At 42.8% G+C, this 13,163-nt stretch carries 13 protein-coding genes; 11 read left to right on the forward strand and 2 right to left on the reverse strand.

Annotation, left to right across the window (positions count from 1 at the left end):
* The gene (locus tag GHNINEIG_RS03225) at window positions 1-801 is read right to left on the reverse strand and encodes an inositol monophosphatase family protein (protein WP_135795314.1); all 801 of its coding nucleotides are present in this window, start codon (window positions 799-801) and stop codon (window positions 1-3) included.
* A gap of 64 nt (window positions 802-865) precedes the next feature.
* Here GHNINEIG_RS03225 and GHNINEIG_RS03230 point away from each other — a divergent pair, with 64 nt between their 5' ends.
* The 11 genes from GHNINEIG_RS03230 (at window position 866) to der (ending at window position 10,274) form a co-directional block, all read left to right on the forward strand.
* Window positions 866-1,672: an RNA methyltransferase gene (locus GHNINEIG_RS03230; RefSeq protein WP_135795315.1), complete on the forward strand. Its 807-nt coding sequence runs from the start codon at window positions 866-868 to the stop codon at window positions 1,670-1,672.
* Window positions 1,673-1,710: 38 nt separating this feature from the next.
* Window positions 1,711-2,493, forward strand: a complete 783-nt coding sequence (gene cysE, locus GHNINEIG_RS03235) for a serine O-acetyltransferase (RefSeq protein ID WP_135795316.1) — start codon at window positions 1,711-1,713, stop codon at window positions 2,491-2,493.
* Window positions 2,494-2,651: 158 nt separating this feature from the next.
* The gene (locus GHNINEIG_RS03240; RefSeq protein WP_011370038.1) at window positions 2,652-3,080 is read left to right on the forward strand and encodes an Rrf2 family transcriptional regulator; all 429 of its coding nucleotides are present in this window, start codon (window positions 2,652-2,654) and stop codon (window positions 3,078-3,080) included.
* A gap of 33 nt (window positions 3,081-3,113) precedes the next feature.
* Complete coding sequence (locus GHNINEIG_RS03245) at window positions 3,114-3,440, forward strand: HesB/IscA family protein (protein WP_135795317.1); 327 nt, start codon at window positions 3,114-3,116, stop codon at window positions 3,438-3,440.
* 154 nt (window positions 3,441-3,594) lie between these two features.
* Entirely contained in the window at window positions 3,595-4,020 is a 426-nt protein-coding gene (gene ndk, locus GHNINEIG_RS03255) for a nucleoside-diphosphate kinase (protein WP_135795318.1), read from the forward strand.
* 43 nt (window positions 4,021-4,063) lie between these two features.
* Window positions 4,064-5,176 (forward strand): 23S rRNA (adenine(2503)-C(2))-methyltransferase RlmN, encoded by a 1,113-nt coding sequence (rlmN, locus tag GHNINEIG_RS03260; RefSeq protein ID WP_135795319.1) that lies wholly within the window; start codon window positions 4,064-4,066, stop codon window positions 5,174-5,176.
* On the forward strand, window positions 5,169-5,582 hold the full coding sequence (locus GHNINEIG_RS03265) for a helix-turn-helix domain-containing protein (protein ID WP_189636917.1): 414 nt from the start codon (window positions 5,169-5,171) through the stop codon (window positions 5,580-5,582). The genes rlmN and GHNINEIG_RS03265 overlap by 8 nt, the downstream gene beginning before the upstream one ends.
* Before the next feature lie 34 nt (window positions 5,583-5,616).
* Complete coding sequence (hisS, locus tag GHNINEIG_RS03270; RefSeq protein WP_135795321.1) at window positions 5,617-6,897, forward strand: histidine--tRNA ligase; 1,281 nt, start codon at window positions 5,617-5,619, stop codon at window positions 6,895-6,897.
* A gap of 34 nt (window positions 6,898-6,931) precedes the next feature.
* Window positions 6,932-7,573, forward strand: coding sequence for a YfgM family protein (locus GHNINEIG_RS03275; RefSeq protein WP_135795322.1), 642 nt, complete (start codon window positions 6,932-6,934; stop codon window positions 7,571-7,573).
* An 8-nt stretch (window positions 7,574-7,581) separates the two neighbouring features.
* Complete coding sequence (gene bamB / locus GHNINEIG_RS03280) at window positions 7,582-8,835, forward strand: outer membrane protein assembly factor BamB (protein ID WP_135795323.1); 1,254 nt, start codon at window positions 7,582-7,584, stop codon at window positions 8,833-8,835.
* Window positions 8,832-10,274, forward strand: a complete 1,443-nt coding sequence (der, locus tag GHNINEIG_RS03285; protein ID WP_135795324.1) for a ribosome biogenesis GTPase Der — start codon at window positions 8,832-8,834, stop codon at window positions 10,272-10,274. The genes bamB and der overlap by 4 nt, the downstream gene beginning before the upstream one ends.
* 66 nt (window positions 10,275-10,340) lie before the next feature.
* Here der and GHNINEIG_RS03290 read toward each other — a convergent pair whose 3' ends face one another.
* Window positions 10,341-13,133 carry an FAD-binding and (Fe-S)-binding domain-containing protein gene (locus tag GHNINEIG_RS03290; RefSeq protein WP_135795325.1) on the reverse strand — a complete coding sequence of 931 codons (2,793 nt, stop codon included), beginning with the start codon at window positions 13,131-13,133 and terminating at the stop codon, window positions 10,341-10,343.
* Window positions 13,134-13,163: the final 30 nt, after the last annotated feature.

Consider the following 13,163-nt stretch of genomic DNA (forward strand, 5'->3'; position numbering starts at 1 on the left):
CTATCGACGGTATTCTTCTGGGATGGTCTGCCCAATAATTTTAGCCATTTCCTTTAACATTTTCCCGTTTGCAGCAATTAGATTGCCGGATTCAAGAAAGTTATTGCCACCTTTAAAATCAGTGACCAATCCGCCTGCTTCCATAACGATTAATGCGCCAGCTGCAATATCCCATGGTTTGAGTTTAAGTTCCCAGTAACCATCGACACGACCGCAGGCAACATAGGCTAAGTCTAAAGCTGCCGACCCTGCGCGACGGATACCAGCTGTGCTCAGCATAAATTGTTTTAAGCTTTCTAGGTAGGCATCAACATAGTCAAAGTCGTAATAAGGAATGCCGGTTGCCATTAGAGCATTTTGCAGCGTTTTTTGTTCACTGACACGAATACGATAATTATTTAAACGTGCGCCTTCACCGCGTGAAGCAGAGAATAACTCATCTTTTAGAGGATCATAAACTACCCCATGCGTTAAACGCCCTTTCTCGGTCACTGCAATCGACACAGCAAATTGTGGAAACTGGTGCAGGAAATTGGTTGTACCATCTAATGGGTCGATAATCCATTCAAAGTCAGAATCGGTTTTATGGTGCCCACTTTCTTCTGCTTTTATGCTGTGTTCAGGGTAATATTTACGTATGGTATCGATAATGATTTGTTCAGCATGCTTGTCAACTTCACTGACATAGTCGTTGCGCCCTTTTTCTTCAATACTGATACGATCAATGTTATTAAGCTGGTTTGCAATGAATTCACCGGCTTCTTTAGCTGCGATGGTGGCAATATTTAAAATAGGATGCATAAGTTTGATTCCAGTTGTTAGAATAATCGGTTATTCGAATATAGCGAATTATAGCGGAAAATAGATGATAGAAGATTACAGAACGCACTCAAATTTAGCAAAGATTAAAATTGTCATGGTAGAAACCTCTCATCCAGGCAATATTGGCGCCGTTGCACGGGCAATGAAAAATATGGGGTTGAGTCAACTAGTCTTAGTCAATCCTAAAGATTTTCCGAGTCAAGTTGCCTCGGCACGAGCATCGGGTGCGGCAGACGTTTTAAATGATGCCGCAGTTGTTGATACGTTAGAGCAAGCGATTGCTGATTGTAAATTGGTTGTTGGTGCCAGTGCAAGGCTCAGAAAAGTTTCGTGGCCGCAATTAGATGTACGGCAAACGGCTGAATTGGCCATGGAAACTGTTGGGCAGGATGACGAAGATAATCAAGTCGCTATTTTATTCGGACGAGAAGATTCGGGGTTAAGTAATGCTGAGCTGGATAAATGTCATTATTTGGCACATATTCCAACGAACCCGACTTACAGCTCACTTAATATTGCCGCAGCGGTCCAAGTTTTTGTTTATGAGTTATTGATGGCAACAGATATCAAAAGCGTTCATGAAGCTGAAGGGTATCGCCATAAGTTAGCCAGTTCTGATCAGCTGGAAGGGTTTTACGATCATTTATATCAGGCTTTACAGGATATTGAATTTTTAGACCCAACAAAAAATGCGCGTTTTATGCGCAGAATGAGACGTCTGTTTAATCGGAGTCAGTTGGATGTGAAAGAAATTGATATTTTACGGGGTGTTTTGACGGCGGCACAAAGACAAACAAAACAACTGGACACTTATCGACAACAAGCGCCATTATCAAAAGAAGAGTCTTGAGTGGTGTTGACTGTTAAGGTATTTTTTAAGGGGAAAGCATGTTTAAAAGAATAAAAGAAGACATTCATTCTGTCTTTGATCGTGACCCAGCTGCGAGAAATAGTTTTGAAGTGCTCACAACCTATCCTGGTGTGCATGCCATACTTTGGTATCGGCTGTCGCATTGGTTATGGGGAAAAGGGTTAAAGTGGTTCGCCCGTTTTATTTCAGGGTTGGCACGTTGGTTTACTGGGATTGAAATTCATCCAGCTGCAAAAATCGGTCATCGTTTTTTTATTGACCATGGTATGGGTGTTGTCATTGGGGAAACGGCGGAAATTGGAGATGATTGTACGCTGTATCATGGTGTGACCCTTGGTGGAACCAGTTGGAATGAAGGTAAGCGACATCCTACATTAGGGGATCGAGTCGTTGTTGGGGCTGGTGCAAAAGTGTTAGGGCCGATTGAGATTGGTGATGATGCTCGAATAGGCTCGAATGCAGTGGTCATTAAATCGGTTCCCAATAATAGAACTGTGGTTGGGATTCCAGGGAGGATTGTGGAAACCAATTTAACTGAACAAGAAAAAAGACGTCAGAAAATGGCTCAGAAAATTGGCTTTGATGCGTATGGTGTCGGGCAGAATGTAGAAGACCCTGTTGAAAAAGCCATTTATAGCTTGTTGGATCATGTGCAAAGTCAGGATGAACAGCTAGAAAAGTTGAATGAGCAAATTAAAAAGCTTGGTGGGGCAGATACGCATATGGATTTACCCAGCCTGGAAGATGCTGTTTTGGAGCCAGACGACCCAGAGCAAAGGGCTCACTTTAAAGCGGAATAGTTTTTTAAATCATTGAGATACCTTGTTTCTGGCGCGAGAAGAAGCAAAGCAGGAAATTCTTGAGTTAAAAGGTAGGTTATTGTAGAATTGATTTACTTATTTAATTAATAGATGATTTGCCTGAGGGTGGTCAGATATTTTCAAAAGGTTTTATTTCTATGAAGCTCACCTCAAAAGGACGTTACGCCGTGACTGCGATGCTTGATATCGCTTTAAACCAGTCAAAAGGCCCGATTACATTAGCCATGATTTCTGAAAGGCAGGATATTTCATTGTCTTATCTGGAGCAGATTTTTGCTAAATTGAAGAAATCTGGGTTGGTTTTGAGTGCGCGTGGGCCAGGTGGAGGCTACCGTTTAAGTCGTGATGCCAACGAGATTTCTGTCAGTGAAGTGATTGGCGCGGTGAATGAAGATCTGGAGCCTAGAAAGTGTCGTGGTAAATCCAATTGTCAAAATGGTGTTCAGTGCTTGTCGCACGAACTTTGGGCAGACTTGAGCGGTATGATTAATGAATTTTTGGATGGCGTAACTTTGCAGCAAATTATTGATCGACGTTCTTCTATCCAGTCTGTTCAATTTGCATGAATTAATTAAAGAAAGAAAAGGTTTGAAGTCAGAATGGCAGTAACATTAACACAAGCAGCGGCAGATCGAGTTAACAGTATGTTAGAGAAAAGGGGCCAAGGTATTGGCTTAAGAGTTGGTACAAAGGTGAGTGGTTGTGCCGGATTTTCTTATGTTGTGGACTATGCCGATGAAATTAGGGACAACGATGAAGTGTTTGAAAGTTTTGGCGTTAAGGTTGTTGTGAATCGAAAAAGCTTGGAACAGATTGATGGTATGGAATTGGATTACGTGAAGGAAAGTCTTTTGAATGAAGGATTTGAATTTAATAATCCTCGTGTAAAAGACAGTTGTGGCTGTGGAGAGTCCTTTACCGTTTAAGCATTTTAACCGCATGCCCGCAAAAAGCCCCAGGTAGTTTACCGGGGCTTTTTTGTTTAAAACGAAATTTTATTAACATAAAAAGCCTTTTTTCTGCAATGTTTTTATCAGATTGTTAAAATAACTCTCTTATACGAATATTAGGAAAGCAAATATGCTGGAAAGAACTTTTTCGATTATTAAACCGGATGCAGTAAAGCGTAATCTGATTGGTCAGATTGTCTCTAAACTTGAGCAAAATGGATTGAAGATCATTGCGTCAAAAATGGTTTTTTTGACGGTTCAAGAAGCAAAAGGGTTCTATGCAGAACACGATGGGAAACCTTTTTTTGATACTTTAATTAAAAATATGACGGCAGGTCCCATTATTGTTCAAGTCTTAGAAGGCGATGATGCAATAGCAAAAAATCGTGAAATCATGGGGCCAACCGACCCGGAAAAGGCACCGGCAGGGTCTATTCGTAAAGAATATGCTATCTCAATGCAGCAGAATTCAGTCCATGGTTCTGACTCTCCTGAAAGTGCACAAAGAGAAATTAGCTATTTTTTCAGTGAGATTGAAGTTTTTTCAGCACCTTAAAATGAAAATGTGCTCAATAGAATTGCGGGCAAGTAGGTATTAAGTGACGGATAAGATAAAAAATAAAGTCGATTTACTCGGTATGGATCGTACTGAATTAACAGAGTTTTTTGCCAGTATTGGCGAAAAGCCGTTTCGTGCCGGCCAGGTAATGAAGTGGATTCATCAGTTCGGTGTCAGTGACTTTGAAGAAATGACCAATATCAGCAAGTCGCTTAGAGACAAACTGTCGAAAACAGCGCTTATTCGCACGCCTAAAATTGTTTCGGAGCAACGTTCGGCAGACGGTACCATTAAATGGTTGTTAGAAGTTGATAATCATAATTGTGTTGAAGCAGTCTTTATCCCTGAAAAGTCACGTGGGACTCTGTGTATCTCTTCCCAGGTAGGGTGTGCACTGGAATGCAGTTTCTGCTCAACCGGACAGCAAGGTTTTAACCGAAACTTAGAAAACTGGGAAATTGTTGCTCAGATGTGGGTTGCCAACAAAGCTCTAGGCTGTAAACCTAAAGAAGAGCGTATTATCTCCAATGTGGTTTTTATGGGAATGGGTGAACCGCTGTTAAACGTAAAACACACCTTTCCAACAGCCCGTATTTTGATGGATGATAATGCTTATGGCTTGTCCAAGCGCCGTGTGACGATCAGTACGGCCGGAGTTGTGCCGGCCATTGACAAGATCAAAGAGTCTTTGGACGTTAGTTTGGCGATTTCACTGCATGCTCCTAATAATACCTTACGTGATGAGTTGGTTCCAATTAATAAGAAGTACCCGCTTGAAGTACTGATGCCAGCTTTACATCGTTATGTGGAAGGCGGTCACAGCAAGAAGCATGTGACGGTTGAATACGTAATGCTGGATCATGTGAACGATCGACTGGAGCATGCTCAACAGTTAATTGAACTGCTTGGCGATTTGCCTTGTAAAGTGAATTTAATTCCTTTCAATCCTTTCCCGAATACCGATTATCAACGTTCTTCAAATAATGCTGTGCATCGTTTTAAGGACGCCTTGATGGAAGCGGGGGTGAATTGTACTGTTCGCCGTACGCGTGGCGATGATATTGATGCGGCATGTGGACAACTTGCAGGCAAAGTTAAAGACAGAACCAAACGAACTCTTCAAACTGTTAACTTGGATAAATTACATGGCTAATGAAGCGCACCAAGAATCTACTTCTGATGAAAGCCCCGTCTTTACGGATCTCAGTCGAGCATTGAAAGCGGCTAGAGAGCAGAAAAAGCTATCTGTAAGTGATGTGGCGGAGCAATTAAAAATAGCATCGTCTCATATTCAATATTTTGAAGGGGATCATTTGGATTTGACACAATTGGATCCTTTTCAAAGAGGCTACCTCAGAAACTACTCTGAATTATTGAATGTTGATATAAAACCTTATGAATCCGTTTTTCCAGAAGTGGTTGATGTGGGGTCCAGTCTGCAATCGGTTGATTTAGAAGAACACGCTACTAAGCCGATTATCTCCATTGCCATGATGAGAATTCTCAGTACCTTGGCGGTAATCGGAATCATCATTTTACTGATAGCCATTAACGTATAAATAATAAAAAATCGTAAAAGAGAAAAAAATCCCTATGTCGAAGCAAATCAATGCCATTCGCGGCATGAATGATTTATATGGTGATCAATCACATGCATTTGATTATCTTGTGCAAACAGCCGAGTCGGTATTAAAGCAATATGGATTTCAATCCATTCGCCTACCGATTGTAGAGAAAACAGAATTGTTTGCACGTTCTATTGGTGAAGTCACCGATATTGTTGAAAAAGAAATGTATACCTTTGAAGATCGTAATGGTGATAGTTTGACCTTGCGTCCTGAAGGGACTGCCGGATGTGTTCGAGCGGTAATTCAAAACGGCTTGGCACATAATCAAATTCAAAAGTTATATTACACTGGGCCTATGTTTCGCCATGAACGCCCGCAAAAAGGCCGTTATCGCCAGTTTAATCAATTTGGTGTTGAAGTGTTTGGCATTGAAAGCGTTGATATTGATGCGGAATTGATAGCCTTATCTGCTCGTTTATGGGAAAGACTCGGATTGCAAAATCTAGAGTTGCAAATCAATTCGTTAGGAAGTCAGGCAGCACGCCAAGCTTACCGTGACATTTTGGTTGCCTATTTTGAAGAGCATAAGTCACAGTTAGATGAAGACAGTCTTCGACGTTTAAGTACGAATCCACTTCGTATTCTAGATACAAAAAATCCAGATATGAAAGCATTGGTGGAGGCGGCTCCTAAGTTAATGGATCATTTGGATGAAGCGTCTAAACAGCACTATGAAGAATTGAAGGCACATTTGGATGATTTGGGCGTGGCTTATGTTGAAAATCCAAACTTAGTGCGAGGATTAGACTATTATAATCGCACTGTATTTGAGTGGGTCACCACGGAGTTGGGCGCTCAGGGAACTGTGTGTGCTGGTGGGCGTTACGATGGGCTGGTTGAACAGATTGGTGGTAAGCCAACTCCTGCTGTTGGATTTGCGATGGGCATTGAACGCTTAATGGCACTACTAATGGATAATGAACTGGTTCATGAAGAAAATGGGCCAGATGTTTATATGGTATTGGCCGGAGACAATACAAAGCGCCCAGGCCTGGTTATTTCTGAGCAAATCCGAGAGAATTTACCGGATATTAAAGTTCAAATGAACTGTGGTGGTGGTAGCTTTAAAAGTCAGTTTAAAAAAGCTGATAAGTCAGGTGCGCGTATCGCTCTAGTGTTAGGAGAAGATGAAGTGAACCAACAGCAAATTGCCGTCAAATATTTAAGAGAAGACCGTGAGCAAGAAATGGTGTACTGGGATCAGTTGTTTACGCTTTTAAAAACGGCATTAACCGAATCAAAATAGATTTTTTATTTCTACATTTTAATAGGATAGTTACATGAGTCGTTACGAAACCGATGAAGAACAAGTTGAAGCCATTAAGAGTTGGTGGAAAAAAAATGGAACGCAATTATTATCGGGTATTTTGGTTATTGTTCTGGCCTGGACAGGATGGACATATTGGCAAAATGCCCAAATGACGAAAGCCTTGAATGCTTCGGCTGTTTTCGAGGTAATGCAGGTTAAACAAAGCCAGAATGCGTTAGGCGATGTCTTACGAGATGGTCTTAAGTTAATGGAAGAGCAGCCTGATAGTCCTTATGCATCCGGTGTGGCCTTAATGATAGCGAAGCACTATTTTGATGAAAACGCGTTCGATAAGGCAATTGAAAATTATCAATGGACGATTGAGCATGCGCCAGATCATTCAATTGAATTGATTGCACGCTTAAGATTAGTGACGGTTTATGTTCAAGAAAAAATGTTTGAAAAAGCCGATCAGGTGTTGGCAGGAATCGATCAGAAAGCATTAAGTTTGGCCGAAAAAGGGAATTATGATTTCCAGGTAGCGGAGTTGGCATTGACCGAAGGCGATTTATCTCAAGCCAAAGAAGCTTATAACCGTGTTGTTTCGAATGCCGAGGCGCCAGAAAGTGTGCAAAATTTAGCTAAATTGAAGTTAGCAGATTTGGCAGGGTAAGGATTATTTTGAATTACATAAATACATATTTTCTAAAAGGCATTGGCGCGTTATTGATTCTAGGGTTCATGGCTTCTTGTTCGTCCTCTAAAGTGGTGAGAGAGCCGGCCCCATTAATCGAAATGTCATCGCCTTATCAAGCTGAAAAGGACTGGCAAATTCAATTGGATGCTTTCAAGTATTCGGATGGAGAAGGGTTGTACTTTGCTGAGGATGCTGATTTTGTTTATTTTGGGACGCCTGCAGGTGTGCTGACAAAAGCATTAAAAGCGACTCAGGATCGTTGGACCGATCAGGTTGTTTGGCAGAAGAAGATTCACGAACCGATTGTCTCAGGTCCGACCCTGTACCAAGATCGGGTTATTGTCGGTACCGCGAAAGCCACTTTGATCAGTTTCGTGAAAAAGGATGCCAGCATTGCCTGGCAAACCGAATTGTCGAGCGAGGTCTTGAGTCGTCCAGTGATTGCGGAAGGGCAGATTTTCGTGCGCACGGTGGATGGGAAGCTTTATTCCGTAAATGCTGTGACAGGAAGAGTGAATTGGACCATTGAGCATCAATTACCCAACCTTTCATTACGAGGGGTAGCACCGGTCACTTATGAAGATGGTGTTTTGTACGTTGGCTGGGAAACCGGTCAAGTTGAAGCACTTGATGCGGCAACGGGAACCAGAAAATGGCAATCTCAAGTTGTGATTCCAAAAGGGCGCACCGATCTGGAAAGAATGGTTGATATTCAGGCAACTTTACGTTTAGAGGCCGGGCGCCTTTTTGTGTTGGGCTATCAAGGAAAATTAGCTGCTCTGAACCCTGAAAACGGGAATCTATATTGGTCAAAAGACATTTCGGGGTTTAGAGATTTTCTAATTGATGATTCAGCGCTTTATGTCGTGGATGAAGATGATATTTTATATGGCTTTGACTACGTGAATGGCACGCAACTTTGGAAGCAGGACAATTTTAAATATCGACAAGCGATCGATTTGGTTTTCTACCAAAAGAAACAGATTTTATTAGCCGATGGACAAGGGTATCTGCACTGGATTGATAAGCTGGATGGTACGCCTGTCGCAAGAATCAAACATGGTAGTCATTATGGAACCAGTAATGGCATTGTGCGAGTCTGGACAGCGGGTAACCGAGTTTATGTACAAGATACTGATGGATTTAATAATGCGTATACCATTAAACCATCTAACTGGTATCAATTTAATCACCCGGAAGATCCATTGGGTATTTTAAAGAAAAAGGATAGCGAGTGAGCAAAACTGTCATCGCGTTAGTCGGCCGACCTAATGTCGGTAAATCAACGCTTTTTAATCGATTAACCCGTTCGAGAGATGCGATTGTAGCGGATTACCCGGGACTGACTCGGGATCGCCAGTATGGCACAGGTCGTGTTGGATCCACGCCGTATATTGTGGTGGATACCGGTGGGTTAAGCGGTGAGCAAGAAGGGGTTGATCCTTTAATGGCCGGACAAGTTCAGTCAGCTATCGGCGAGGCGGATGCCGTTCTATTTTTGGTTGATGGCCGAGCAGGATTGATTCCGGCTGATGAGAGTATTGCAAGTTATATCCGACACTTCAATAAGCCCGTTTATTTATTAGTCAACAAGGCTGAAGGCCACAAAAAAGATGTGATTGCCAATGACTTCTATCAAATGGGCTTAGGCGAGCCATTTGTGATTTCATCAGCGCATGGTGATAACGTTAACGAGATGATTGAAAACGTATTATCAGATGTCGCACAGGATGTTGAAGACGAAGATGAATTGGACTTGGATAAGCATCCCGGTATTCGTGTTGCGGTAATCGGACGACCTAATGTTGGCAAATCTACCTTGATTAACCGCATGATCGGTGAAGAACGGGTTGTGGCATTCGATATGCCCGGAACGACGCGTGACAGTATTTACGTGCCGTTTGAGCGTCAAGGAGAACTTTATACCTTGATTGATACTGCCGGTGTGCGTCGTCGTAAGAATATCAAAGAAAAGATCGAAAAATTCAGTATCGTGAAAGCGATTGAAGCGATGGAGTCTTCCAATGTTGTGGTTTTGGTTGTTGATGGCTCAGAAGGGATTACCGATCAGGATTTGACTTTGCTAGGCTTGGCATTGGAGTCGGGACGAGGCTTGGTGATTGCCATTAATAAATGGGATAACTTAACGCCTGATCAACGAGCCAAAATCAAGCATGAGCTGGAATATAAGCTGCATTTTGTCGACTATGCGAAGCGCCATTTAATCTCGGCCTTGCATGGTACTGGAGTCGGGGATCTCTTCAAAACGATCAACGCTGTTTACCATGCGTCGATGAAGCAGGTATCGACTTCTGATTTGAACAGAGTTTTAGAGCAAGCAGTTCTGGATCACCAGCCGCCATTGATTGGTGGGCGTCGTGTGAAATTGCGTTATGCTCATCTGGGTGGATTGAATCCGCCAAGAGTCATTGTTCATGGAACACAAGTGGATAAGTTGCCGCAGGCATACTCCAAATACTTGATGAATGTGTTCCGCAAAGCATTTAAATGGGTAGGGACACCCGTGATGATTGAGTATAAAGTGACTTCAAACCCTTATGAGGGACGAAAGTCTAACTTTACTTACCGTAAAGGGAAGTCGGAATCTCAAGCGCAAAATGCCTATTTAAAACGAAAGAAGAAAAAGAAACCCCAGCAAAAACGCCGAACCAGTTAATGGGAAGGATGCAGAATGATAAAAAAACGGCTTTTAAGCCGTTTTTTTGTTTTTGAGAGAACGTGTTTAGCGATTGCTCAGCGCCATGAAAAAGAGTTCAGCTGGGTGAAGCCCTTGTTTATCAGCGAAATCCTCCAGCTGGTGACGACAGCTCGTTCCTGTTGCAATGACCAAGTCATCTTGTTGTGCATTTTTTAAAGTCGGTAATAAGGTTTGGTTTGCAATCTTCAATGACACATCATAATTTTTATAACCAAATTCACCCGACATACCGCAACACCCTGAATTGATATACTGCAACTTCAGTTCCGGAATTAAATTTAATGCTTTAACCGATTCTTGTGCATGCGCCAAAGACTTTTGGTGACAATGTACATGCAACCACGCATTTTTCGGAACGGCGCCTAATGCCAATTTAGATTGGGTATTCAGTTTCAACATCAACTCTTCAAATAATAACACTGAGGTATAAAGCCAGGCCTGGTCATTTTTTGAAATGAGGTCTTTCGCCTCATCACGCCAAACTAGGGTGTCAGAAGGTTCGATTCCAACAATGTGGTCATCCAGCGCCGCTTCTTTGAGCTGAGATTGAATTTTTTCCAATGCCTGTTTTGCTTCCGAAACCAGGCCTTGGCTTAATAAAGCACGTGGTGAGCTATCTAAGAAAATCGGTTTGACATTCATTCCCAGCAGCTCTAGTGATTGTATTGCAGCCTGTCCGATTTTAGGTTCTTGGTATTGAACGTATAAATCAACCAGCACCCAAACAGTTGGTTTGCCTGGTTTGAAATTGACTTGTTTAGCATATGTTTTCCACCAGGTTTTTAGTGGCTGTTTGTCCAGTTTCGGTAGGGTACGTCGTGTGTCTACCCCCATGATTCTTTTAACCAATGACAGGTTTTGAACCCAGTTGTAAGCGCCTGGAACCCAAGCACCAATTTTCATGAGCTGGCCGTAAAATTTAATGGACAGTCGGCTCAATGAGAAAGCATTGATTTGGTACAACACTTCTGATTTCAGGCGTGCCATATCAACACTGGCTGGACATTCCGATTTACACGCTTTACACCCCAAGCACAATGACAGGGCATCTTGCAGCTCGTCTTGTTTCAGCGCGGTTAATGGGTTCGGCTCAGTCAGCGCATGGCGTAATAAATTACTGCGACCACGGGTGGAATAATTTTCTTCTCGTGTGGCCTGGTATGACGGGCACATCACGCCATTTCCCGCTGACTTTCGGCAGGCTCCGGCACCGTTACATTTTTCAACAGCATCCATTAAAGATAAATCCCGTGTCCAATCATAGCCGGGACTCAGAAGTTGTTTCGGTTGGCGATCCGCACGTAGGTTTTCTGTGATGGAAGCGTCACCAATGATGACCCCCGGGTTGAATAAATTGTCTGGGTCAAAGGTGTTTTTAAGCTGAACCAAGCAGTTGTAAACATTCTCGCCGACTTGTTCTTTAATGAAAGGGGCACGAATACGGCCATCGCCGTGTTCCCCTGAAATGGCGCCACGATATTTTTTAACTAATTTTGAACTGCGTTCTGCCACAGTTTGGAAATAGCGCTTACCTTCTGGGGTCGCTAAATCCATTTCTGGGCGTACATGAATCAGTCCAACCGAGGCATGGCCATAATAGACACATCCAATACCCAGTTCGGTCATTAAGTCTTGTGTGTCCTGGTAGAAATCCGGTAGGGATTTAACCGGAACCGCGGCATCTTCGATAACCGCAACCGCTTTATGGCGTGTGGGTTTGCCCATGAGTAGTCCTAACCCAGCTTTACGTAGATTCCAAACCTTTGCGCTGTCTTGCGGGTTGATAATCGGGCACGCGTAAGCGCCCTGTTCTAACATCCAGGCCTGGTCATTTTTTAAGCGCTGCTGCAGATTTTCGGCATCTTCATCAAACAACTCAACCACCAAGACGGCTTCAGGGTCTTTTTTAACCCATAAACGATTTTGAGTTTGCTCACTGTTGTTTTTAGTACCGTCTAAAGTGGCTTTATCAATTAATTCAATGGCTGCCGGTTTGAACGGCAAGTAATTCGGGACCACTTGCATGGCTGTATAGATCGAGTCGAAATGCGCACAGAACAGTTGACGATGTTTAGGAAGATCTACAAGCTTCAGCGTTGCCTTGGTAATCACCCCCAACGTCCCTTCACTGCCGCAAATTAAAGGGGTTAGGTTAAAGGGTTTGCCTTCAGGGTTGAAAGGTTGGTAATCGGAATATAAAACATCCAATGCGTAGCCGGTTGTGCGACGAACAATAGAGGGATCTGGAAAGTTATCGACAATTTCCTGTCCGTGCTCTTCCAGCATGTTGATGACGGTGCGATAAATCTCACCTTCTAATGTTTGCAGTGAAAGTTTTTCGTGCAGCTGCTCTGGTGTTAAATCGTGAAAGCTGACCAAAGCGCCATCAGCTAGAATGACATCTACGGACTTTACATGGTCACGAGTGGTGCCATAGTAAACCGAATAAGAACCACAGGAATTGTTTCCAATCATCCCGCCAATCATGGCGCGGTTGGAAGTCGAGGTATCTGGTGCAAAACGCAGGTTATCGGCTTTGACAAAATCATTTAAGTCGTCCTGAATCACCCCGGGCTGAACATCGACTTCTTTTTGTTCAGGGCGATAGTCCAAGATTTGGGTTAAATGCTTGGAAATGTCAATGAGCAGGCCTGAACCGATGGCTTGACCGCCTAATGAAGTTCCTCCTGCACGCATGGTAATGGCTTGTTTTTTTTCAATAGCCGACAGGATGCGTTGCTGTAGCGTTTCGATGTCTTTTGGATAAAGAAACTCTTGTGGAAAAATTTCAAATACGGAAGCATCAGTTGAAATCATCAGATAACCTTAGAATAATTGGAAAAGGGG

Source organism: Hydrogenovibrio crunogenus (assembly GCF_004786015.1).
GTDB lineage: Bacteria > Pseudomonadota > Gammaproteobacteria > Thiomicrospirales > Thiomicrospiraceae > Hydrogenovibrio > Hydrogenovibrio crunogenus.

Bases quoted from the DNA above. Each gene is read 5' to 3' on its own strand.
- GHNINEIG_RS03225 (WP_135795314.1), bottom strand. From the start codon at position 801: ATGCATCCTATTTTAAATATTGCCACCATCGCAGCTAAAGAAGCCGGT.
- GHNINEIG_RS03230 (WP_135795315.1), top strand. From the start codon at position 866: ATGATAGAAGATTACAGAACGCACTCAAATTTAGCAAAGATTAAAATT.
- cysE (WP_135795316.1), top strand. From the start codon at position 1,711: ATGTTTAAAAGAATAAAAGAAGACATTCATTCTGTCTTTGATCGTGAC.
- GHNINEIG_RS03240 (WP_011370038.1), top strand. From the start codon at position 2,652: ATGAAGCTCACCTCAAAAGGACGTTACGCCGTGACTGCGATGCTTGAT.
- GHNINEIG_RS03245 (WP_135795317.1), top strand. From the start codon at position 3,114: ATGGCAGTAACATTAACACAAGCAGCGGCAGATCGAGTTAACAGTATG.
- ndk (WP_135795318.1), top strand. From the start codon at position 3,595: ATGCTGGAAAGAACTTTTTCGATTATTAAACCGGATGCAGTAAAGCGT.
- GHNINEIG_RS03265 (WP_189636917.1), top strand. From the start codon at position 5,169: ATGGCTAATGAAGCGCACCAAGAATCTACTTCTGATGAAAGCCCCGTC.
- hisS (WP_135795321.1), top strand. From the start codon at position 5,617: ATGTCGAAGCAAATCAATGCCATTCGCGGCATGAATGATTTATATGGT.
- GHNINEIG_RS03275 (WP_135795322.1), top strand. From the start codon at position 6,932: ATGAGTCGTTACGAAACCGATGAAGAACAAGTTGAAGCCATTAAGAGT.
- GHNINEIG_RS03290 (WP_135795325.1), bottom strand. From the start codon at position 13,133: ATGATTTCAACTGATGCTTCCGTATTTGAAATTTTTCCACAAGAGTTT.